15 protein-coding genes and 1 tRNA gene are annotated in these 22,662 nt (G+C 73.5%); 7 read left to right on the forward strand and 9 right to left on the reverse strand.

What is annotated here, in order from left to right:
- Positions 1 to 71: 71 nt before the first annotated feature.
- From pknB to ACFU7Z_RS13190, 6 genes are all read right to left on the reverse strand, one after another.
- Positions 72 to 2,189, reverse strand: coding sequence for a Stk1 family PASTA domain-containing Ser/Thr kinase (gene pknB, locus ACFU7Z_RS13165; RefSeq protein ID WP_074001950.1), 2,118 nt, complete (start codon positions 2,187 to 2,189; stop codon positions 72 to 74).
- Positions 2,190 to 2,449: 260 nt separating this feature from the next.
- Positions 2,450 to 3,907 (reverse strand): penicillin-binding protein 2, encoded by a 1,458-nt coding sequence (locus ACFU7Z_RS13170; protein WP_074001951.1) that lies wholly within the window; start codon positions 3,905 to 3,907, stop codon positions 2,450 to 2,452.
- A complete protein-coding gene (locus tag ACFU7Z_RS13175; RefSeq protein WP_074002167.1) occupies positions 3,904 to 5,307 on the reverse strand; it encodes an FtsW/RodA/SpoVE family cell cycle protein in 1,404 nt (467 codons plus the stop codon). Before ACFU7Z_RS13175 ends, ACFU7Z_RS13170 begins: the two co-directional genes overlap by 4 nt.
- Before the next feature lie 133 nt (positions 5,308 to 5,440).
- Positions 5,441 to 7,060: a PP2C family protein-serine/threonine phosphatase gene (locus ACFU7Z_RS13180; protein WP_380777574.1), complete on the reverse strand. Its 1,620-nt coding sequence runs from the start codon at positions 7,058 to 7,060 to the stop codon at positions 5,441 to 5,443.
- A 53-nt stretch (positions 7,061 to 7,113) separates the two neighbouring features.
- The gene (locus tag ACFU7Z_RS13185) at positions 7,114 to 7,659 is read right to left on the reverse strand and encodes an FHA domain-containing protein (protein WP_074001953.1); all 546 of its coding nucleotides are present in this window, start codon (positions 7,657 to 7,659) and stop codon (positions 7,114 to 7,116) included.
- Positions 7,660 to 7,705: 46 nt separating this feature from the next.
- Positions 7,706 to 8,575: a DUF3662 and FHA domain-containing protein gene (locus ACFU7Z_RS13190; RefSeq protein WP_074001954.1), complete on the reverse strand. Its 870-nt coding sequence runs from the start codon at positions 8,573 to 8,575 to the stop codon at positions 7,706 to 7,708.
- 421 nt (positions 8,576 to 8,996) lie between these two features.
- Here ACFU7Z_RS13190 and ACFU7Z_RS13195 point away from each other — a divergent pair.
- Positions 8,997 to 9,080, forward strand: a tRNA-Leu gene (locus ACFU7Z_RS13195).
- An 84-nt stretch (positions 9,081 to 9,164) separates the two neighbouring features.
- On the opposite strand, the gene ACFU7Z_RS13200 is transcribed toward ACFU7Z_RS13195, so the two are convergent.
- Together ACFU7Z_RS13200 and ACFU7Z_RS13205 are read right to left on the reverse strand one after the other, a co-directional pair.
- Positions 9,165 to 10,310 carry a sensor histidine kinase gene (locus ACFU7Z_RS13200; RefSeq protein ID WP_380777575.1) on the reverse strand — a complete coding sequence of 382 codons (1,146 nt, stop codon included), beginning with the start codon at positions 10,308 to 10,310 and terminating at the stop codon, positions 9,165 to 9,167.
- Positions 10,307 to 10,960 (reverse strand): response regulator, encoded by a 654-nt coding sequence (locus ACFU7Z_RS13205; protein ID WP_380777579.1) that lies wholly within the window; start codon positions 10,958 to 10,960, stop codon positions 10,307 to 10,309. The genes ACFU7Z_RS13200 and ACFU7Z_RS13205 overlap by 4 nt, the downstream gene beginning before the upstream one ends.
- 338 nt (positions 10,961 to 11,298) lie before the next feature.
- On the opposite strand from ACFU7Z_RS13205, the gene ACFU7Z_RS13210 reads away from it, so the two are divergent.
- Positions 11,299 to 13,128 carry a phosphatidylglycerol lysyltransferase domain-containing protein gene (locus ACFU7Z_RS13210; RefSeq protein WP_079272003.1) on the forward strand — a complete coding sequence of 610 codons (1,830 nt, stop codon included), beginning with the start codon at positions 11,299 to 11,301 and terminating at the stop codon, positions 13,126 to 13,128.
- Between the two features lie 169 nt (positions 13,129 to 13,297).
- Positions 13,298 to 14,098 (forward strand): hypothetical protein, encoded by an 801-nt coding sequence (locus ACFU7Z_RS13215; protein ID WP_159028583.1) that lies wholly within the window; start codon positions 13,298 to 13,300, stop codon positions 14,096 to 14,098.
- 82 nt (positions 14,099 to 14,180) lie between these two features.
- Here ACFU7Z_RS13215 and ACFU7Z_RS13220 read toward each other — a convergent pair whose 3' ends face one another.
- Positions 14,181 to 17,024 (reverse strand): SpoIIE family protein phosphatase, encoded by a 2,844-nt coding sequence (locus ACFU7Z_RS13220; RefSeq protein WP_380777576.1) that lies wholly within the window; start codon positions 17,022 to 17,024, stop codon positions 14,181 to 14,183.
- A 215-nt stretch (positions 17,025 to 17,239) separates the two neighbouring features.
- Between ACFU7Z_RS13220 and ACFU7Z_RS13225 the strand changes: the two genes are divergently transcribed.
- The 4 genes from ACFU7Z_RS13225 to ACFU7Z_RS13240 all read left to right on the forward strand — a co-directional run.
- Complete coding sequence (locus ACFU7Z_RS13225) at positions 17,240 to 18,460, forward strand: rhodanese-like domain-containing protein (RefSeq protein ID WP_063780416.1); 1,221 nt, start codon at positions 17,240 to 17,242, stop codon at positions 18,458 to 18,460.
- A 93-nt stretch (positions 18,461 to 18,553) separates the two neighbouring features.
- Entirely contained in the window at positions 18,554 to 19,216 is a 663-nt protein-coding gene (locus ACFU7Z_RS13230; protein ID WP_049660264.1) for a DUF5819 family protein, read from the forward strand.
- Positions 19,213 to 20,490 carry an HTTM domain-containing protein gene (locus ACFU7Z_RS13235; protein WP_380777577.1) on the forward strand — a complete coding sequence of 426 codons (1,278 nt, stop codon included), beginning with the start codon at positions 19,213 to 19,215 and terminating at the stop codon, positions 20,488 to 20,490. The genes ACFU7Z_RS13230 and ACFU7Z_RS13235 overlap by 4 nt, the downstream gene beginning before the upstream one ends.
- Positions 20,491 to 20,499: 9 nt before the next feature.
- Positions 20,500 to 22,662: FUSC family protein (locus tag ACFU7Z_RS13240; protein WP_380777578.1), on the forward strand; the 2,163-nt coding region annotated here is incomplete at its 3' end.

Genomic DNA, 22,662 nt, shown 5'->3' on the forward strand with positions numbered 1-22,662 from the left:
GCGGCGGGCCCTCGGGCGTGCTCCGTGCTGCTCGTTGCCCGGCTCAGCCGAACCAGGGGAATACCGGAGGCCTAGTGGTCCCCTTTGGGGGGTGTGGTGGTGGGGTCGCTCCCTTTCGGGGGCTCGGCCGCCTTGGTGTAGAGCTGGATCTGGGTGTTCGGGTCGACCTGGGTGCCGGCCGGCGGGTTGCTCTGGAGGATCGTCGCGTTCGGGTCCGGGGGACCGCTGACCACGACGTAGGTCAGGCCGAGCGCCTTCAGCTGGTCCGCGGCGGCGCCCAGCTTGACGTTCGCCAGCGGCGGGACCTGGGGCTTGTCCTGCGCCTTGAAGATCGTCAGCGAGATCTTGCTGTTGGCCGGGGCCTTGGTGTTGGCCGGGATCGACTGCGAGGCGACGGTGTTGACCTTGCTCGGGTCGGGGGCCGGGGCGGTCTTCGAGACGTCCACCTGGAAGCCGAGGCCCTGGAGGGTCGCCTGCGCGTCCTCCTTCTGGGCCCCGGCCACGTTCGGGACGGTCACCTTGGCCTTGCCCTGCGACACGGTCAGCTTGATCGGGGCGCTCGGGTCGACGGCCGCGTTGGGCGCCGGGTCCTGGGCGGTGACGGTGTCCTGCGCGGCGGTGTCGTCGTCCTTGTACTCGGTGGTCACGTTGGTGAAGCCGAGGTCGGCGAGCGCCTTGGTGGCCTGGTCCTTGGGCTTGCCGACCACACCGGGGACCTGCGCCTTGGCCGGGCCCGAGGAGACCTGCACCGTGATGGTGGAGGTCTCGGCGACCTGGGTGCCGGACTGCGGGGTCTGGGTGCAGACCTGGTCCTTCTTGATGTTGGTGTCCGGGCAGGCGATCTTGTCGCCCTCGGTCACCACGAGCTTGGCACCGGCCGCGGCGGCGGCCGTCTTGGCCTCCGCCAGGGTCTTGCCGACCAGGTTCGGCGCGGTGACCTTCGCGGTCTCCTTGGTGCCCTTGTCGGCGAACATCGCCTGGGCGACGAAGAAGGTGCCGACCAGGACCAGCACGGCGGCCACCGCCAGCACGATCCAGGAGGTGTTGCTCTTCTTCGGCGGGTCCTCGCCCCGTCGGCCCCCGCCGCGGCCGTAGCCGTCGTCGTAGCCGTCGTTGCCGCCCGCCTGGCCGGCGTAGGTCTGGCCGTAGCCGTCGTCCTGGTAGCCGCCCTGCTGCCCGTAGCCGGGCTGCCCGGAGGCCTGCGGCAGGACGGTGGTCGGGCCGCCGGGCTGCTGCGGCAGCACGTTGGTCTGGCCGTACGGGTCGTGCTGCTGCGGGTAGCCGTTCTGGTCGTAGCCGTAGCCGCCCGGGCCCATGCCGTACGCGGCCTGCTGGGCGGCGGCCACCGGCAGGCCGTCGAGGAAGCGCTCGATGTCGTCGCGCATCTCGTCGGCGCTCTGGTAGCGGTAGTCGCGGTCCTTGGCGAGCGCCTTCAGCACGATCGCGTCGACCTCGGGGCGCACCTCGGGGTCGAAGACCGACGGCGGCTGCGGCTCCTCCCGGACGTGCTGGTAGGCCACCGCGACGGGCGAGTCGCCGACGAACGGCGGGCGCACGGTCAGCAGCTCGTAGAGCAGGCAGCCGGTGGAGTAGAGGTCGGAGCGGGCGTCGACCTGCTCGCCCTTGGCCTGCTCGGGGGAGAGGTACTGGGCGGTGCCGATGACGGCCGAGGTCTGCGTCATGGTCATCCCGGCGTCACCCATCGCACGGGCGATGCCGAAGTCCATGACCTTGACGTTGCCCTGCCGGGTCAGCATCACGTTGGCCGGCTTGATGTCGCGGTGCACGATGCCGGCCCGGTGCGAGTACTCCAGGGCCTGGAGGATGCCGATGGTCATCTCCAGCGCGCGCTCGGGCAGCAGCCGGCGGCCGGAGTGCAGCAGCTCGCGCAGCGTGGACCCCTCGACGTACTCCATCACGATGTACGGGATGGAGATGCCGTCGATGTAGTCCTCGCCGGTGTCGTACACGGCGACGATGGCGGGGTGGTTCAGGGACGCCGCCGACTGCGCCTCGCGGCGGAACCGGGCCTGGAACGACGGATCCCGGGCCATGTCGGCCCGGAGCGTCTTCACAGCGACGGAGCGGCCGAGTCGGGTGTCATGGGCGAGGTACACCTCGGCCATGCCGCCGCGTCCGAGGACGCCGCCGAGCTCGTACCTGCCGCCGAGGCGACGAGGCTCTTCCATAGTTCCGACCCTCTCCCTCACCCGCCGGTGAGGTTGTGACGTAGGTGTCCCCGCACGCTCTGGGTGACGCCGCGCGGTCCGCGACCGGTTCTCCGGCCGGGCCGTGCGGTGCCTCGCGGGCGGCAACGGGCACACCCGCTGCTGGCGGATACGCTACCGGTCGGACCGCAGCGGACCGGAGTCAGCCGTCGGCCGATACCAGACCGGTATCCGGACGGGGCTGCCCATCGTGACATTCCCCTCACCCCGGACCCGCGCTCCTACTTGCCGAGTGCGGCCTGCATCACCGCCTTGGCGATCGGGGCGGCGAGGCGGCCGCCGCTGATGCCGTCGCGGTTCTGGGAGCCGTCCTCGACCACCACCGCGACCGCGACCGACTGGCCGTCCGGGGTCTTCGCCCAGGAGGTGAACCAGGCGAACGGGAGCCCGGCGTTGTCCTCGCCGTGCTGCGCGGTGCCGGTCTTGCCACCGACCTGCAGGCCGGGGATCTTGGCGTTGGTGCCGGTGCCGTTCTCGACCACCGAGACCATCAGGTCCTGCATCTTCTGCGCGGTGGCCGGGCTCATCGCCTGGGAGAACTGCTTCTCGGTGTGCTTGGAGACGGTGGTCAGCGTGGCCGAGCGCTCCTGGTCGACCATGTACGGCTGCATCAGGCTGCCGTTGTTGGCGATCGCGGCGGAGACCATGGCCATCTGGAGCGGGGTGGCGCGGGTGTCGTGCTGGCCGATCGAGTCCTGGGCGGTGCCGTCCGGGCTCGAGCTGTCCGGGAAGACGCTCTTCTCGGAGCGGACCGGGGTGTCGATCGTGCTGTTGAAGCCGAACTTCTCGGCCTGCGCCCGCATCCGCTCCTTGCCCAGGTCCGCGCCCATCTTGGCGAAGACCGTGTTGCAGGACTGGTCCATCCCGGACTTGATCGTGGCGTTCTCGCAGCGCTCGTTCGGGCTCTCGTTCTTCAGCTGGGTGGTCGTGCCGGGCAGGACGTACGGCTCCGGGGTGTCCGTGGCGTCGTCGATGCTCTGGTAGCGGCCGTTCTCGAACGCCGCGGTCGCGGTGACCAGCTTGAAGGTCGAGCCGGGCGGATAGGTCTCCTTCAGCGCCCGGTTGAGCGTCGGCTTGTTCGGGTCCGCGTCGAGGGCCTTCCAGGCGTTCTGGTCGGCCGTCTCGCCGCCGGCGAAGGTGCCCGGGTCGTAGGACGGGGTGGAGACCAGGCCCAGGATCGCGCCGGTCTTCGGGTCGAGCGCGACCACCGCGCCCTTCTTGTTGCCCATCGCGTCGAAGGCGGCCTTCTGCACCTTGGCGTTGATGGTGGTGACGACGTCGCCGCCGCGCTTCTGCTCGCCCGTCAGCATGTCCAGGGTGTTGCGGAAGAACAGCCGGTCGTCGGTGCCGGAGAGGATGCCGTCCTCCAGGTTCTCCAGCTGGCTGGAGCCGTAGGCCTGGGAGGAGTAGCCGGTCACCGGGGCGTACATCGGGCCGTCGACCCAGGACCGCTTGTACTTGTAGCGCAGGCCGTTGACGAAGTCGGACTTCGTGACCGGCTGGCCGCTGACGATGATGTTGCCGCGCGGGTGGGCGTACCGGTCGTACAGCTGGCGCTTGTTGTTCTTGTTGGTGGCCCAGGACTCGGCCTGGACGCCCTGCACCCAGTTGGTGCGCACCATCAGGGCCAGGATCAGGACGAGGCAGAAGATCGATACCCGGCGGATCGGCTTGTTCATCGGGCTGGTCCCTCCTGGCCCTCGGTGGCCGGGGCCGGTTCGGCCCCCGGTCGGCGGGCGCTGTCGCTGATCTTCAGCAGGATCGCGACCAGCGCCCAGTTGGCGACCACGGACGAACCGCCCTGCGCGAGGAACGGCATGGTCATACCGGTGAGCGGGATCAGCCCGGTGACACCGCCGGCCACGACGAACACCTGGATCGCCATCGCCGAGGAGAGGCCGACGGCGAACAGCTTGCCGAACGGGTCGCGGGCGGCGAGCGCGGTGCGCAGGCCGCGCTGCACCAGCAGGGCGTACAGCAGGAAGATCGCCATCAGGCCGGTCAGCCCGAGCTCCTCGCCGAACGAGCCCAGGATGAAGTCGCTCTTGGCGGCGAAGGCGATCAGCCAGGAGCGGCCCTGGCCCAGGCCGGAGCCGGTGACCCCGCCGGAGCCGAGCGCCATCAGCGACTGGCCGATCTGCTCGGTGGCGCCCTTCGGCGGGTTGGCGCCGAAGGCGGCCATCGGGTCGAGCCAGGCGTCGATGCGGACCTTCACGTGGCTCGCGGTCGAGGCGACCGCGACCGCGCCGCCGACCGACATCAGCAGGCCGAACAGGATCCAGCTGGTCCGCTCGGTGGCGACGTAGAGCATCACCACGAACAGGCCGAAGAACAGGAAGGACGTGCCCAGGTCGTTCTCGAAGATCAGGATCAGCAGGCTGAGCAGCCAGATCACGATGATCGGGCCGAGGTCGCGGCCGCGCGGCAGGTACAGGCCCATGAACCGGCGGCTGGCCAGCGCCAGGGCGTCCCGCTTGACCATCAGGTAGCCGGCGAAGAACACGGTCAGGACGATCTTGGCGAACTCGCCCGGCTGGATGGAGAAGCTGCCCATCCGGATCCAGATCTTGGCGCCGAAGTCCTCCGCCCGGGACGGGAAGAAGGCCGGCGCCGCGAGCAGGACCAGGGCCACCACCATCGAGATGTAGGTGTAGCGCTGGAGCACCCGGTGGTCCTTCAGCAGCACCATCACCCCGATGAAGCCGGCGATCCCGAGGGCCGACCACATCAGCTGGTTCTCGGCCGCCGGGTAGTTGCCCCGGAGCAGCTTGCCCGCCTTGTCCAGCCGCCAGATCATCACCACCCCGAGGCCGTTGAGCAGGGTGGCGATCGGCAGCATCAGCGGGTCCGCGTACGGCGCGAAGCGGCGCACCAGCAGGTGCGCGACCAGTGCCAGGGCGCCCATGCCGAGCCCGTAGCCGAGCATGCCCGCGGGCAGCTTGGCGTCCATCGCGAGGCCGACGTTGGCGTACGCGAGGACCGGCAGCAGCACCGCGAAGACCAGCAGGGCCAGCTCGGTGTTGCGCCGGTTCGGCGCCTCCTGCGGGGAGATCGTGGTGTTGCCCCGCCGACGGGGGATCGTGCGTTCGGCCGCCGCCCGGCGTCGGCCGGACCGGGTGGTTTCCTGGCTCAGGTCGTAGCTGCTCACGTGGTGACCGCTCCCTGACGGCCGGCAAACCCGCTCGGGGCGGTCCTATGTCGGATCACGGACGTCACTGCTTCGGGCAGGAGTTGGCCCGGCTGAGTTCCTCTTCGGTCAGTGGGGGGGCCTGGTCGCCCTGCGCGCCGGTGGCCGGAGGGGTCGCGTTCGGCGCCGGGGCGGGTGCCGTCGGGGCGGTCGGCGAGGCCGGGGGCGCGGTGGTCGGCGTGGTGGCGGCCGGACCGCGGTTCTTCTCGGTCGGGGTGGGCGTGCTGGCCAGGTACGCGGCCTGCGTCGCCTGGGTGGCGGGCGGTACGGCCGGGGCGGTCGCCCTGGCGGCCTTCTGGCAGAGCTGGACCCAGCCGTCGAGCTCGTTGACCGTCGACTGGGCGTCCTTCATGCTGCCGACCGAGATGGTCTTCTTCACGTGGACCTGCTGGTCCTCGGGCAGCCACTTCAGCTGGATCCTGCTGTACGAGGAGTGCACCGAGGACAGGCTCACCCCGGCCAGGTTCTGGTTGATGCCCTGGTAGATCGCGACGTGGTCGTCCTGGGTGCCGACGTAGTACTGGTCCTGGGTCCACTGGTAGCCGAAGTAGCCGGCGCCGCCGAGCAGGCCCAGCGTGACCAGGGCGGCCAGCGAGACCGTCAGGCCCTTGCGCTTGCGCCTCGAGGGCCGCTCCTCGTCGAAGTCCTCGGTGCCGTACACCGAGGGCTCGCCGGAGCCGGGGCCGTACTCGCCCTCGTAGCCCTCGGCGGGACCGAAACCGTTCTGCGCGGGGCCGAAGCCCTCCGCGTAGCCCTCGGCCGGGCCGAAGGCGCCCTGCGGGCCGCGGCCGAGACCGGCGGCGCGGCCGGCCGGGGTGTCCGCGATCGAGCGGTCGGCGGCGGCCGAGGACGGCGGGGCGTCGGCGACCGCGCCGACCACCACCGGGACGTCGTTGAACTGGCCGCTCATGGTGTCCGTGGCGCCGACGTCGATGACGTCCGCCACGATGCAGGTGATGTTGTCCGGACCGCCGCCGCGCAGCGCGAGCTGGATCAGCTCCTGCACGGTCTGCTCGGGCGCGTAGTAGCTGCCGAGGGTGTCCTGGAGGGTCTGGTGGCTGACCGGGCCGGAGAGGCCGTCGGAGCAGATCAGGTAGCGGTCGCCGGCCCGGACCTCGCGGATCGACAGGTCGGGCTCGACCTGGCCGCGGCCGTCCAGCGCCCGCATCAGCAGCGAGCGCTGCGGGTGGGTCTCGGCCTCCTCGGGCGTGATCCGGCCCTCGTCGACCAGGCGCTGCACCCAGGTGTGGTCCTGGGTGATCTGCACCAGGGAACCGTCGCGCAGCAGGTAGGCGCGGGAGTCGCCGACGTGCACCATGCCCATCCGCTGGCCCGTCCACAGCATGGCGGTGAGCGTGCAGCCCATGCCCTCCAGCTGCGGGTCCTCCTCGACCATCTGCCGGAGCCGGTCGTTGGCGCCCTGGACGGCGTCGCCCAGCAGGGTCAGCAGGTCGGGGCCGGGCACGTCCTCGTCCAGCCGGACGATCGAGCCGAGCACCTCGGAGGAAGCGACCTCGCCGGCCGCGGCGCCGCCCATGCCGTCGGCCACGGCCAGCAGCCGCGGCCCGGCGTAGCCGGAGTCCTCGTTCCCCTCCCGGATCAGTCCCTTGTGGGAGCCGGCGGCGAAGCGCAGCACCAGGGTCATGCGACCTGTGCCCCCCTCTGGGTCATGGACGGGATGCTGTCCCTCATGCGCTACTACTTCCGCAGTTCGATGACGGTCCTGCCGATACGGATCGGCATGCCCGGCTGGAGCGGAGTGGGCGCGGTCAGGCGCTGCCGGTCCAGATAGGTGCCGTTGGTGGAGCCTAGATCCTCGACCGTCCACTGCCCAGTCTGATCCGGATAGATCCTGGCATGCCGGGAGGACGCGTAGTCGTCGTCCAGCACGATGGTGGAGTCGTGCGCGCGGCCGAGCGTGATGGTCTGGCCCTGGAGCGCCACCGTGGTGCCGGCCAGCGAGCCCTGCACCACGACGAGCTGGGTCGGACCGCCGCGGCGGCGCCCGCCGCCGCCCTGGGTCTGGGCCGCCGCGGGGCCGGCCTGAGTCGGCGCCGCGGCGCGTGCGGCGGTCGAGGTGGCCGCGCCGCCGCCGGTCGTGGCGCTCGCGCCCCGACGGGAGGAGCGCGGGTTCACCTTGGTGCCGAACAGGTCGCTGCGGATCACCTGGATCGCGACGATGACGAACAGCCACAACACGGCCAGGAAGCCCAGCCGCATGACCGTGAGGGTCAGTTCTGACATGACCGTCCCGCCAGTCGGTGAGCGAGGCGCGCGAACAATTCGGACACTACCCTTCGACCTGCCGGTAGACGATGGTGGTGGAGCCCACGACGATTCGCGAGCCGTCGCGGAGCGTAGCGCGCTGGGTGTGCTGTCCGTCCACCACGATGCCGTTGGTGGACCCCAGGTCGAGCACCATCGAAGGGGTGCCGGGCCGGATCTCGGCGTGCTTGCGGGAGACCCCGGGGTCGTCGATCCGCACGTCCGCCTCGGTCGAGCGGCCGAGCACGCAGGCCGAGCCGGTGATCTGGTGGCGGGCGCCGTTCACCTCGATCCAGCGGCGCGTCCCGGCGCCGCCGTGGCCCGCGCCGGGGAACGCCCGGACGTTGCCGCCCGCGGGCGCCGGCTGACCGGGAGGCATCGCGGGGGGCGCGGCCGGCGGCGGGGGCGCGTTGTACTGGCCGGCGCCGGGCTGCTGCCACGGTGCGCCGGGGGCCGGGGCGGCCGGCGCACGGTCGTAGCCGGGCTGCGGCGGCGCGTACTGCTGCTGCTGCGGGGGCTCCTCGGCGGCGAGGGTGCGGCTGCGCACCCGGTACAGCCCGGTGTCCAGGTCGTCGGCCTTCTCCAGGTTCACCTGGAGCGGGCCCATGAAGGTGTACCGCTGGGCCTCCGCGTACTCGCGGACCATGCCGGCCAGTTCGGTGCCGAGCTGCCCGGAGTAGGGGCTCAGCCGCTCGTGGTCGTGCGGGCTCAGCTCGACGATGAAGTCGTTCGGCACGACGGTGCGGTCGCGGTTCCAGATGCTCGCGTTGTTGTCGCACTCGCGCTGCAGCGCTCCGGCGATCTCCACGGGCTGGACCTCGGACTTGAACACCTTGGCGAAGGTGCCGTTGACGAGACCCTCGAGCCGCTGCTCGAACTTCTTCAGCACTCCCATGGGGCACCCCCTTCCAGGGTTCGTTCGCCTGCCTGCCGGCCGGATCCCGCCCGGGACCCGGTCGCGCCTCCTACTTGCGGTACTTCCGTACTGATCGTATCCACGCCGGGCCCTTCCGTACGGTTCCCGGACCGTGTGGTGCCCGGGGGTGGGCTCGGACACACAGGGTGACGCATGTCGGGTACGGCACGCCAGGTGTGCCCGTCGGAGCACCCTTCCGGCAGTCGCACGGGCGTGCGTCGGGCATCGGTTCGGGTGCCGTGGGCCTCCCCGGACAACGGATTCGGAGCAGCCCCCCAGGTCGTGCTAATGTTTTCCACGTCGGAAGGGCCGCCCGAAAGGGAGGCCGGTCCAGGAAGCGCGAAGTACCGATGGTACCGAGTGGTTCGGAAGACCGGTCGGCAACGAGGACAACACCCATGCGCGGGTGGCGGAATAGGCAGACGCGCTGGATTCAGGTTCCAGTGCCCGAAAGGGCGTGGGGGTTCAACTCCCCCCTCGCGCACAGCGAAGCCCCGCAGATCTACGGATCTGCGGGGCTTTTTTGTCGTCCGCTCACCGGTGGCGTGGATTTCGGGGGCGGGCGGGATCAGCCGCGGCTGGCCGGGAGTTCGGCGCGGACCTCGAAGCCGCCGTCCTGGGTCGGCCCGGCGGTGAGGGTGCCGCCCAGCAACTGGGCGCGCTCGCGCAGGCCGACCAGGCCGTGGCCGCCGCCCGGCAGGGTCTCGGCCGGACGCACCGGCGGGGCCTCGTTGCGGACCTCGACGCGCAGCCGGCGGCCCTTCGCCCGGACCCGGACGTGCACCGCCGCCTCCGGGGCGTACTTGGTGATGTTGGTGAGCGCCTCCTGGACGGTGCGGTAGGCGGCCCGCTCGACCGCCTCCGGCCACGGGCGGTCGCCGGGGACCAGCTCGGTGTCCGCGGCCAGGCCGCTCTGCTCGATCAGCCGGGGCAGGTCGGCCAGCCGGGGCTGCGGGGCGAGCGGGGCGTCCGGCAGTCCGCCGGTGCCGCGCAGCACCCCGACCATCTGCCGCAGCTCGTCCAGGGTCCGTACGGACAGTTCCCGGATGGTGCGGGCGGCGGTCACGGCGGCCGGGTCGGCGCTGCTCACCTGGAGCGCGCCCGCCTGGATGCTGATCAGGCTGACCTGGTGCGAGACCACGTCGTGCATCTCCCGGGCCAGCCGGCCGCGCTCGCTGATCAGCACCCGCTCGGCCAGCAGCCGGCTCTCCCGCTCCTGGCCGCGGGTCAGCTCGTCCAGCCGGGCGGCCAGCTCCCGCCGGGTGCGGGCGAGCAGACCGGTGGCGGCCGGGCCGGCCGCCAGCATCACGGCCTGGATGGCGTCCAGCGCGGTGGCGCGGCTGAGGTCGAGGACGTCCTGGGGCAGCGGCCAGTGGAAGAACTCGACCAGCGCGAACAGGACGCCGCAGGGGATCACGACCCGGGGGCGGGGGCGCTCGGCGGCCACCGAGTAGACGGCCGTGATCGGGGCCAGCCAGATCTCGTCCACCCAGCTGCCCGGCATGGTGAGGAGCAGTGCCACCACCGGGAAGCGGCGGCGCCAGAACAGGGCGACGGCGGCCAGCGTGGACAGCGCCACCTGCCACCAGGCGGCCTCCCGGGCCACCAGGGCGGCGTCCAGCAGGCCGTACAGGACGGGCAGCAGCAGCATCAGCCAGGGGGCGGTGCACCAGGCCGGCAGCCGTCGGGACGGCAGTTGGTCGGCGGTCGTCATGCCCCGTCGCCGGGCTTGGGCCGGACCAGACCGGCCCGGTGGGCCAGGACGGCGGCCTGGACCCGGTTGGCGGCGCCGAGCTTGCCGAGGATCGCGCTGATGTGGTCCTTGACCGTGCCGGTGCCGAGGAACAGCCGGTCGGCGATCTCGGCGTTGGACAGGCCCTCGCCGAGCAGCGACAGCACGTCCAGCTCGCGGCCGGTGAGGGTGCGGGCGAGCGCGGTGGCCTCGGCGTCCGGGCCGCCGCCGTCCACGTAGCCGCCGATCACGGTGCGGGTGACGGTCGGGGAGAGGATGTTGCCGCCGGCCGCGAGCACCCGGACGGCGTGCACCAGCTGGTCGGGGGCGGTGTCCTTGAGCAGGAAGCCGGCCGCGCCGGCCCGCAGCGCGGTGCCGATGTACTCGTCGGTGTCGAAGGTGGTGAGCATCGCCACGGCGGGCGGGTCGGGCAGGGCGCGCAGGCGGCGCAGCACCGAGATGCCGTCGAGGTCGGGCATCCGGATGTCGAGCAGCACCACGTGCGGGCGCAGCCGCTGGACGTGCTCCTCGGCCTGCCCGCCGGAGCAGTCGCCGACCACCTCCAGGTCGGTGGCGGAGCCGACGATCAGCCCCAGGCCGGAGCGGACCAGGATCTCGTCGTCGACGATCAGCACGCGGGTGGTGGTGATGGTGCCTCCTCGGTTCGGGCGGCCGGGTCGGGGCGGTCCGCGTGGGTCGTTTCGAGGGTAGGGGTAGGCGGGGCGGGGTGCCGAACGTGCGGCGGGCGCCCACCCCCGCCGTTCGGCGGGGGTGGGAATCCGCTACCCGGTTCACGCAATTCTCAGGCTGGGTGGGGAAACATGGAGTTGGCTGACTCTTTTCCGGCCGCTTCTCCATTTCGGGCGGTCGGCCGGGCGAGGTCGCCGGTCAGTCCGTCGGGCCCGAGCGGGCGCCCGGCGCCGGGCCGTTCGCGGATGCGCCCCACCATCTGATCGTTTGGAATTGAGCTGTGTCGTCCACTGTGAAGTCGGAGCCGTCCGCCACGTCCCCCGGGCCCCGGCCCGTCGACGAGCCCGGTCGCTGGCGTCCGAGGGCCGCCGCGGCCTCCGTCTGGTACCTGCGGCTGATCGCGCTGCTGAACGTGGCGACGGTCCTGCTGGTGCCCTTCCGGAACCAGGTCAGCGAGCACAACGAGGGTGAGTACTTCACCCCGTACCTGATGACCTCCGGGCTGGCCAGCGCGGTGCTGTCGGTCTTCCTCGCGATCGCGATGCGGCGGCGAAAGCGGGCCGCGTGGATCTTCAACACGGCGCTCGGCGGTCTCTTCGCGCTGCTCTACCTGGCGTTCATGCTGGTGCCGGACGAGCGCTTCAACAGGCACCCGCTCAACTACTTCTCCACCGTCCTGACCTGCCTGTTCGTCCTGGCGCTGCTGGTCGGGCGGAAGGAGTTCACGTCCAAGGGCGACAGCTCCAACCCGAAGACCGCGGCGGCCACCTTCGTCGGCGGGCTGGCGTTCGGCGGCGGGGTCGGGGCGCTGCTGGTCTGGATGACCAACGAGCTCTCCGGCGCCGGCTTCTGGGACCTGTTCCGGTACTCGGTCGGCCGGATGATCACGATCACCCCGACCGAGCACCTGCGCTCGGTGATCGCCGCGCCGACCTGGGTGAACGCCGCGATCAACGCGATGGGCGCGGTGCTCTTCCTGCTGGTGCTGTACGTCGCCTTCCGCAGCCCGCGCGGCAAGGAGCTGCTCACCGCCGAGGACGAGGCCAGGCTGCGCGGCCTGCTGGACAAGCAGGGCGAGCGGGACTCGCTCGGCTACTTCGCGCTGCGCCGGGACAAGGCGGTGGTCTTCTCCCCCAGCGGCAAGGCGGCGGTCACCTACCGGGTCATCGGTGGCGTCTCGCTCGCCTCGGGCGACCCGATCGGGGACCCGGAGGCCTGGCCGGGCGCGATCGACGCCTGGCTGTCCGAGGCCCGCGAGCACGCCTGGGCGCCGGCCGTGATGGGCGCCTCCGAGGAGGCCGGGGTGATCTACGCCCGGCACGGGCTGGACGCGCTGGAGCTGGGCGACGAGGCGATCGTCGAGCTGGACGAGTTCTCGCTGGACGGCCGCGCGATGCGGGTGGTCCGGCAGGCCTACAACCGGGTCAAGCGGGCCGGGTACACGGTGCGGATCCGCCGGCACGAGGACATCTCCGAGGCGGAGATGGCCGAGCTGGTGGCCAAGGCCGACGAGTGGCGCGACGGGGCGACCGAGCGCGGCTTCTCGATGGCGCTCGGCCGGCTCGGCGACCCGGGCGACGGCCGCTGCGTGATGCTGGAGTGCCACGACGGGGACGGCGAGCTCAAGGCGCTGCTGAGCTTCGTGCCGTGGGGCCCGGACGGGCTCTCGCTGGACCTGATGCGCCGGGCCCGGGACACCGAGAACGGCCTGATGGAGTTCATGGTCATCGAGCTGCTGCAGCGCGCCGACGAGGTCGGGCTGAAGCGGGTGTCGCTGAACTTCGCGATGTTCCGTTCCGTCTTCGAGCGCGGTTCGCGCCTCGGCGCCGGCCCGGTGCTGCGGCTGTGGCGCTCGATCCTGGGATTCTTCTCGCGCTGGTGGCAGATCGAGTCGCTGTACCGCGCCAATGCCAAGTACCGCCCGATCTGGGAACCGCGTTACCTGCTCTTCGAGAAGAGCAGCGAGATTCCGCGGATCGGTATCGCGAGCGCGCGCGCCGAGGGTTTCATCGTCGCGCCGAGCCTGCCCGCCCTGTTCCGCCGCCGGCACGCCCGGGCCGCCGTGGTGGCGCCGCGGGTCCCGGTGGCGGCCCGGGACGGGAAGGGGTAGCCCTCCGTCGGGGGGCGGAGGGGACCGGCCGGTCGAATTGGGGGGCTGATGGGGGGATTGCCTCCCCCCAGAGGATGACCCGACTCCCCATCCGTGCCGATGTGGCTTTGTTAACTGGCTTCTAATGTTGGAGTAGTAGAGCGTTCGGGGATTCGGAGAAACTGTTGTGATGCACAGGACCCACGCGGGGGGCGTGCGAAAGGGGCCGCTGGCAATCGCCGGAGCGGCCGCTGTCGCCGAGTGGGGAACGCTGTTCGCGACGGTCCGGGACGCGGTGGTGCGAAAGAAGTTCGCCGCCGTTCCCCTGGCCACCGTCGCGACGTTTCTGATCCTGCTGTTCAGCGTCGTCCAGCACCTGCCGGGCGGCGAGCGTTTCGTGAACAACATCGGGGTGGTGCGGGCGGCGCTGCCGCTGGACGTCTCGCTGCTGCGGACGCCGCTCTCCCTGTACGTGCCGGCGCTGGACCTTCCGGTCTGGGGGGCGCTGGCCCAGGTGTTCGTGGTCTTCTCGATCGCCGAGATCGTGCTCGGCCGGCGGATGACCCTGGTGGTCGCCTACACCTGCACCCTGGCGGGCACGCTGTTCGCCCGGGTCGGCGTGGCGATCGGGCCGCACCACCTGTTCGGCTTCCCGAAGTGGGTCGCCTACGTGCGGGACACCGGGCCCTCGGCCGCGGTGGTGGCGCTGGCGATCTGCATCGCGTTCCGCTGCCGGGCCTGGCTCACCGCCGGCCTGGTGGTGGCGGTGATGATCGGCGAGGCGGTCGTGCTGCCGAACCTGGCCGGTCTGGAGCACGTGGTCGCGGTGATCACCGCGCTGCTGATCGCCGTCTCGGTCGAGGTCTTCGGGGACTTCTGGCCGCGGGTGCTGGCCGGGGTCGGCGCCGCCGCCTCGGTGGCCGCGGCCGCCTCGCGGGAGGTCGCGGTGGAGGCCCGGCGGCGCACCTCGGCGGGGGCCGTCATCCCCTGACGGGCGCCGACCGCGCTCAAGCCGGCCGCGTACGGGTGCCCGTACGCGGCCGTTCGGTGTCCGGGGCCCGTCGGCGCGGCCGTCAGGCGTGCGGGAGCGGGAGCTCGAACCAGACGACCTTGCCCACCGCCTTGCGGGCGGTGCCCCAGCGTTCGGCGAGCTTGGTGACCAGGGTGAGGCCGCGGCCGGTCTCGCCGAGCTGCTCGGCCGGCTCCAGCGAGGGCAGGTTGTGGTTGTCGTCGCTGACCTCGACCAGCAGTTTGTCCACCCGGATCAGCTGGAGCTTCACGGTGTCCCGGGCGACCCGGACGGCGTTCGTCACCAGCTCGCTGACCAGCAGCTCGGTGGTGTCGCTGAGCGCCTCCAGGTGCCAGCCGGCCAGCTGCTCGCGGACCAGCGAGCGGGCCCGGCCGACCTCGCGGTGGTCCACGGTGAGGTCCCAGGTGGCCACCTCGGACGGGGCGACCCCGTCGAAGCGGGCCACCAGCAGGGCGACGTCGTCCTTGCGGTCGTCCGAGTGCAGCCGGCGCAGCACCACGTCGCAGGCCTGCTCGGGGCTCTCCCGGGGGTCGATCAGGTTGCCGCAGAGCGCGGCCAGGCCCGCTCCTATGTCCCCGCCCCGGACCTCGACCAGGCCGTCGGTGCAGAGCACCAGCATCGAGCCGTCCGAGACGTCGATGGTCTTGGCGACGAACGGCACCCCGCCGACGCCGATCGGGGCGCCGGCCGGGATCTCCAGCAGCTCGCCGGTGCCGTCCGGGTGCACCAGGACGGGCGGGACGTGGCCGGCGCTGGCCAGCTCGCAGGTCCGGTTGATCGGGTCGTAGACCGCGTACAGGCAGGTCGCGAGGTGGTCGTCGCCGAGCTTGTGGGCCAGGTTGTCCAGGTGGCGCAGCAGCTGGCCGGGCGGCAGGTCCAGGGCGGCGAGGGTCTGCATCGCGGTGCGGAAGCGGCCCATCGCGGCGGCCGAGTGGATGCCGTGGCCCATCACGTCGCCGACCACCAGGGCGACCCGGCTGCCGGGCAGCTGGATCGCGTCGAACCAGTCGCCGCCGACCTCGGCCTTGGGGTCGCCGGGCAGGTAGCGGTGGGCGATCTGCACGCCGGGGATCTGCGGCGGGCGGGTCGGGATCATCGAGCGCTGCAGGGTGGTGGCGACCCTGGCCTCGGCGCGGTGCAGCCGGGCGTTGTCCAGCGACAGCGCGGCGCGGACGGCCAGCTCCTTGAGGGTCGCGGCGTCGCTCTCGTCGAAGGGCGCGCGGTCCGGCAGCCGGAGCAGCTTGAGGATGCCCAGCACGGTGCCGCGGGCGGAGAGCGGGACGACCAGCATCGAGCGGCCGGTGACCACCGGGGTCAGCCGGGCGTCGCCGAGCGCGATCGCGTAGTCGACCGCGACGTCCGGGCTGACCACCGGGACCAGCACCGGCTGGTTCAGCTGGAGGGCCATCCCGGGCGGGGTGCGGCGGGGCATGCTGACCAGCGAGCCCTCGGAGAGCACGTGGTCCCAGACGCCGCCGGTCTCGTTGTAGACCAGGGCGACCCGGCGCAGCATGGTGTCGTCGTCCGGGCGGGCGGCCGGCAGCTCGGAGTCCGAGATCAGCCCGTCCACCAGGTCCACGCAGGCGAAGTCGGCGACCCGGGGGACCAGCACCTGGCAGAGCTCGTGGGCGGTGAAGCCGAGGTCCAGCGTGGTGCCGACCTTGCCGCCGACCTCGTTCAGCAGGGCCAGCTGCTCGCCGGCCTGCCCGTTGGTGAGGAACGGGCCGAGCCGGCCGCCAGTCGGGCCCTCGCCGCCCGCGGGGGCGGGGACCGGGACGGTGGCGGGCGGGGCCTGGTCGGTGCGCAGCGGCGGACGGCCGGTGGCGGACGGCTCGACGGTGGCGTGCTCGATGGCTGCGGCTCCTGCGGTGGGCGGGGGCACCTCCCGGCCGGAGGCGGGGGGAGGAACGGACGGGCCGGCGCCCGCCGAGCCGCCGCCGACGGCGGCCACCGGCCGGACGGCGGAGGGGGCCGCGGGCTGGGCGGCGGGGCGGTCCGGGGTCTCGCGCTGGACGGGCAGCGGGCCGGGCGGACGGCGGCCGGGCGCGCCCTGCTCGGGCTGCGGCGGCGGGCCGACCCGGGCGACCCGCTGCTGGGGCGTCGGGTAGCGGCGGCCGAGGCCGGCGGCCGCCTGCGCCCTGCCGGTCTGGGCGTCGGCGGGCAGCACCGGCAGCACGGTGGCCGGGTCCAGCCGCAGGGCGGGCAGTCCGCCCCGTTCCAGCGCGGCCAGCAGCGCCGCGCGGTGGGCGGCGGGCAGCAGCCGGACCAGCGGCTCGGGCACCGGCAGGCCGGCCGGGGTGAGCGCCGCGGCCAGGGCGTGGAAGCCGCCCCGGACGCCGGGCGCGGCGGCGAAGGGGAGCAGCCGCTCGCCGAGCGCGAGCCGCGGCCCGGTGGCGCGCAGCGGGCGGGCGTCGGCGGCCAGCGCCAGCAGCCCGCCGACCGGGCCGGGCAGCGGGTACGCCCACCAGAGCACGTCGCGCTGGTGCTCCTCGCGGTCGGTGACGGTCAGCCTTCCGATCCAGGGGCGGCCGTCGGCCGTCCGCTCGGCGAGGGTGTCGAACGCGTCGCAGGGACGGCGGACGGAGCAGCGTTCGAGCACCCGCGACTCCAGGGCGGGCAGCAGTCCGGAGGCCGGGCGGTCGTGGGCGACGTCGGCGCGGTGGCCGAAGAGCTCCTCGGCGGCCCGCCCCCACTGCGCGATCCGGCCGGACCGGTCGACCAGGACGGGGGCGAGCCGGACCAGGGCGGCCACCCCCGTCGGGTGGTCGCCCGGCGCGGTTCCGTCGCCCGCCGGCCGCGGTGTGGAGTTGGACTCGGCCACCATGGATTCGCTCTGCTCCCGCCTGGCCGCCGCGCCCGGGGCGGCCGTCTCTCCGGAGGAAGGCACGCTGTGCGGATACCAGCGAAGCACGGACCGGGCCGGGCTCGACACCGAAACGGGGAGATTCCTCAGGATCGGTTGCGTGTCGCGCGCCGCGCGCCGGTCCGTACCCCCGGTTCACCCGGACGGGGCCCGCGATCACGGCGGTAGGGTGGCAGGCCGGACCGCCCGTACGAGTGGTCCGCAGGACGCCGCCGGCCGGACGAGACAGAGGCGAGAAGTTGAGCGCGCAGAGCCCCGCCCGCTGGACCGACCCGGAGCAGCAGGCACTGGAGGAGCGGGTCGCCGCCGCCGAGCTGGCCTGGCTCAGCATGGACGTGGACGTCCAGACGCTGCGGGTCGAGATCGACAACTTCGCGCTGATCCACCACCAGCTGCTCGGCCCGCTCTACGCCCGGCTGGACGAGCTGGACGCGCTGGTCGCCGAGGCCGTGGCGGCCCGCACCGGCCTGCCGGAGGACCTGCGCCGGGCCGCCGAGGCGCGCCGGCAGGTCGACGAACTGCCCGACCTGGACGCGCTGTTCGACTCGGTGCGGGAGCAGACCGGCCAGGACGGCGAGCCGGCCCCGCCGCCGCCCGCCGCGCCGGAGCGGGTGCGGCCCGGCAAGGAGGCCCAGCGGATCTACCGCGAGCTGGTCCGCCGCGCCCACCCCGACCTGACCACCGACCCGGGCGAGCAGCAGCGCCGGGCCGCCTTCCTGGTCCGGGTCAACGAGGCCTACGCGTACGGGGACGCGGGCGCGCTGGGGGCCCTGGCCGCCGAGTGGTCCACCGCGCCGGAGGCCGCGCCCGCCGTCGACTCCCCCGACCGCTCGGACTGGCTGCGCCGCCGGCTGGACTGGCTGACCGCCAAGATCGCCGAGACCGCCGCCGAGCAGGTCCGGCTGGAGCAGACCCCGATGGGGCAGCTGCTCGCCCTCGCCCCGCAGGACCCGGACCGGCTGCTGGAACAGCTCGCCGAGGAGCTGCTGGCCAAGGCCGCCGGGCAGCAGGCCGAGCTGGCGCGGCTGCTCGGCGGCCCGGCCCCGGCGGACGGCCCGTCCTCCGGCGCCCACGGCACGGCGCCGGTGGGCGACAATGGCACGCACCCGACCGAATCCCAGGAGAGCCACACGATGTTCCCGCAGATCCCCTCCGCCGACGCCGCCGCCGTGCCCGCCGACGCCGCCCTGCTGGACGTGCGCGAGCAGGACGAGTGGGACGCCGGCCACGTGGACGGCGCCCTGCACATCCCGATCGGCGAGGTGATCGCCCGGCTCGGCGAGCTGCCGGACGAGAAGCTGTACGTGCTCTGCCGGGTCGGCGGCCGCTCCGCGCAGGTCGTCCAGTACCTGGTGCAGCAGGGCCGGGAGGCCGTGAACGTGGACGGCGGGATGTACGCCTGGCAGGGTGCGGGCCGTCCGATGGTGAGCAGCACCGGCCAGGAGGCCTTCGTCCTCTGACGGCCCCCGCCCCACGGCCCTTAGGGCAGGATGGGCGCGCGCGAGCGCGCCGGCACCGGGTCGGCGGTGCCCGCCGACCGGTCGGGGGAGGCCATGACCGAGACGACGGACCGGCCGGCTGCCGGACGGGCCTGGTCCAGGCCCGCGCAGCTGGTCCTCGGCTTCGCCGGGGCGGTGCTGGCCGGCGGCACCGGGCTGTTCCTCGCCGCGGTCTTCCTGCACGTCGCGCCCGCCAACTCGGTGTCCCGGCAGTACCGGGACGAGGTCGACGGCCTGGTGTACCCGGAGTTCGAGCAGAACTGGAAGCTGTTCGCGCCCAACCCGCTCCAGCAGAACGTGAGCGTGGACGCCCGGGTCCGCACCGCCGCGCCCGCCGGGGCCACCCGTACCGGGGACTGGATCGGGCTGACCGCGCAGGACATCGCCGCGATACGGGGCAACCCGGCGCCCAGCCACGTCGACCAGAACCTGCTGCGCCGGGCCTGGGACTTCTACGACGGCACGCACAACCCGCAGGACGAGAGCCCGGCCTCCCCGCGCGGCCGGCTCGCCGAGCAGTACCTCAAGCGGATCGCCCTGCAGCGGATCGGCCGGGAGGCGGACGGCGAACGGGTCCTGGAGATCCAGTTCCGCTCGACCGCGGTCACCGTCCCGCCGCCGTCCTGGAGCGGCGAGCCCGCGCCGGCGGCGCCCCGGGTGCGGGAGCTGCCGTGGTGGCCGGTGGCGGACGAGGACTACCGGGGGCTGCTCGGATGAACGAGGCGACGGTACGGCCCGACCGGCCCGACGGGGCGCTGCCGCCGGGTGCGGCGGTGCCGTCCGGCGGTGTGCCGCGGCAGGCCGGGGCCGGGCGGGCGGCGGAGCCCGGTGCGGTGCGGGAGGCGCGGCAGGCGCGCGGGCCGCGGGCGCCGCTCGGGCGGGCGGCGGAGGCCTTCACCGGACGGGTGCTCGGCCGCCACCAGGCCGCGGTGGTGCGGATCGGCTTCGGGCTGGTCTGGCTGGCCTACCTGCTGCGCGAGTGGCCCCACCGGCGGGTGCTGTACGGCGACCGGTCCCCCTGGTCGACGGAGCTGGCCCAGCGGCTGCTGGCCGACAACGGGGCGCTCACCGTGCTGCCCTGGTTCGGCGGGCGGCTCTGGTTCGAGCTGGTCTACCACCTGGCGGTGCTGGCCGCCCTGGCCGTGCTGCTGGGCTGGCGGACCAGGGCGAGCACCGTGCTGTTCCTGGTCACCGTGCTGTCCCTGCAGAACCGCGACGTCTTCCTCGGCGACGGCGGCGACAACGTCGTCCACCTGATGGCGGTCTACCTGGTCTTCACCCGCTGCGCCGAGGTCTGGTCGCTGGACGCCCGCAGGCCCCGGCCGGGGCGGACCGGGCTGGTGCTCTGGGCGGTGCTCGGGGCCGCCCTGGCGGCCTGTCAGTTCGGCGGCTTCGCGGGCGACACCCTGACCTGGACCGACCGGGCCTTCCCGTACCTCGGCTGGTCGCCGCTGTTCTGGGGGCTCTGGGCGGTGGCCGGGCTCTGGTGGACGCTCGGCCGGCTGCGGCCGGACGGCGAGCCGCGGGCGGTGCTCGACGCACTGGCGACCATGGTGCACAACTGCGCGATGCTGGTGATCGCCGTCGAGGTGGTGCTGATCTACGCCACGGCCGGCTGGTACAAGGTGCAGGGCTCGCGCTGGCAGGACGGCACCGCGCTGTACTACCCGCTGCACCTGGACTACTTCGCCCCCTGGCCGGGGCTGTCCACGCTGGTCGGCTCGGCGCTGCTGCCGGTCTTCCTGGTCTCGTACGGCACCGTGGTCCTCCAGGTGGCGTTCCCGTTCACGCTGGTCAACCGGCGGGTCAAGAACGTCCTGCTGGCCGTCATGGTGCTGGAGCACGCGGGGATCGCGGTGGTGCTCGGGCTGCCGGTGTTCTCGCTCGCGATGATCGCGGCGGACGCGGTCTTCCTGCCGACCGGGGCCCTGCTGTGGGTGGCGGCGCGGCTCCGCCGGAGGTCGGGCCCGGCCCCGGAGATCACGCCCTAGGATGGCGCTATGTCCTGGTTCGCCGCACTTCGTGACACCGCGCGGACCGGGCTCACCCTGGACCGGGCGCTCACCGACCCCAAGCGGGCGGTGCGCGGGGCGGTCGCGGTGGCGCTGGTGCTCTTCCCGACCCTCGCGCTCGGCGGGGTCGCGCTCGCCACCTCGGCCGCGATGGGCGCGTTCATCGCCGGCTCGGCGACCTTCCAGCGCAGCTTCCGGCCCCGGGCCAGCCTCGCCGTCGCGGCCGGGGCCGGACTCGGCATCAGCACCTTCCTCGGCTACCTGGCCGCCGGCGTCCCCGGACTGTTCCCGGTACTGCTCGCGGTGTGGGCCTTCGGCGCCGGGCTGGCCTGGGCGATCGGGCCCACCGCCGGGGTGGTCGCCACCAACACCGTCTCGGTGATGCTGATCGTCGTCCAGCTCCCCGTCAGCACCGTCACCGCGCTCAGCCACGGGCTGGTCGCCGCCCTCGGCGGGGTCGTCCAGGCCACCGTCATCACCGTCTGGCCGATCGGCAGCTGGACCGCCCAGCGGCAGGCCCTCGCCGACACCTACGCCGAACTCGCCGACTACGCCCGGCGGTTGCGGCAGGACCCGACCGCGCACGTGGACCCGGAACCGTTCATGACGGCCCGCCACGCGGCCGCCCTCACCCCCTGGCAGGACCGCCACCGGCCGCCCGAGCTGCGCGGCCTGCGCGGCATCGCCGAGCGCATCCGGCCCACCCTCGCCGCACTCGCCGACCCCAAGGTGGGCGCCCCCGAGGAAGGGCCCGAACGGGACCGGGCCCGGGAGGTGCTGGCGGCCGCCGCCGAGGTCATGGACGCCCTCGCCCGGGCGATCCGCACCGGCGACCCGGTCCGGCTCCCCCGCTCCGCGCCCTCGCTCACCCTGGTCGGCTCCGACGACGGGCCGCGGCTCCAGGGCGCGGCCCGGCGCTCCGCCCGGCGGCTCGGCGGGCTGCTGCGCAAGGCCGCGGACACCCTGGACCGCAACGACGAGGACACCATCACCACGCCCGTGGTCGGGGCCGGCGGGGCGCTGCGCAAGCCCACCATCGCCCGGATGCTGCCGGTCGCGGCGCGGGCCGTCCGGCGGCAGCTGCACCCGCGCTCGGCGATCTTCCAGCACGCCGTCCGGCTCGCCGGAGTGGTCACCGTCGCCTACCTGCTGGCCCGGCTCGTCGGGTTCCACCACGGGTACTGGGCGCCGATGACCGCCGCGATGGTGATGCGGCCGGACTTCGCGCAGACCTACAGCCGGGGCGTCGCCCGGCTGGCCGGGACGGTGGTCGGAGTCGCCGTCTCGACGCTCGTGGTGCAGCTGCTCCACCCCGGGGAATGGGTGCTGGCCGCGCTGGCGGTGGTCTGCATCGGCGGGGCGTACCTCGCGTTCCGCACCGGGTACGCGCTCACCACCGTCGGGATCTCCACGTACGTGGTGTTCCTGCTCGGGCTGCAGGAGGGCAACCCGCTGGTGACGGCCTTCGAACGGGTCGGGCTCACCCTGCTCGGCGGGTCGATCGCGCTCGTCACGTACGCGCTGTTCCCGACCTGGCAGACCGCCCGGCTCGGCGAACGGCTCGCCGAGTGGCTGGCGGCCGCCGGACGGTACGCGGGGGCGGTGATCGCCTGCTACGAGAAGCCGGCGGCGCCGCGCGGGCGGGTCGTGCGGAGCGCGCTGCTGGACTCGCGGGAGGCGCGGTCCGAACTGATCCAGGCGATGCAGCGGGCCGACGCCGAACCGGGCCGGCACGAGACCGGACTGGCCGGGGTCAGCCGGCGCCAGATCGACCGGGCCCGGGCGGCGGTCGGGGCCCTCGGGCGGGCGGCCGTCCTGCTGGAGGCCCACCTGCCGGCGGCGGACGCGGAGCCCGTGCCGGGGACCGGGGAGTACGCGGAGGAGCTGCGGCTGGCGACGGCGCTCGCGGCGGCGGCGCTGCTGACGGGGCAGGCGGTGGAGTTCGGGGCGGTGCGGGATGCGCAGGCGCGGTTGGAGGAGGGGTTGGCGGGGGCGCCGGCGGGGGTGCAGCGGGATGTGGTGCGGGCGGGGGTTCGGTTGGTGGGGCAGGCTCTGCGGGACTTGGAGCGGGCTCTGCGGGGGTCTTCTGTGGGGGAGGGCTCTCGGGAGGGTGGGGGGCCGGGGGTGGCTCCGGGGGTGGCCGCTCCGGGG

It is taken from the genome of Kitasatospora sp. NPDC057518 (assembly GCF_042802075.1).
In the GTDB taxonomy this organism is placed as follows: domain Bacteria; phylum Actinomycetota; class Actinomycetes; order Streptomycetales; family Streptomycetaceae; genus Kitasatospora.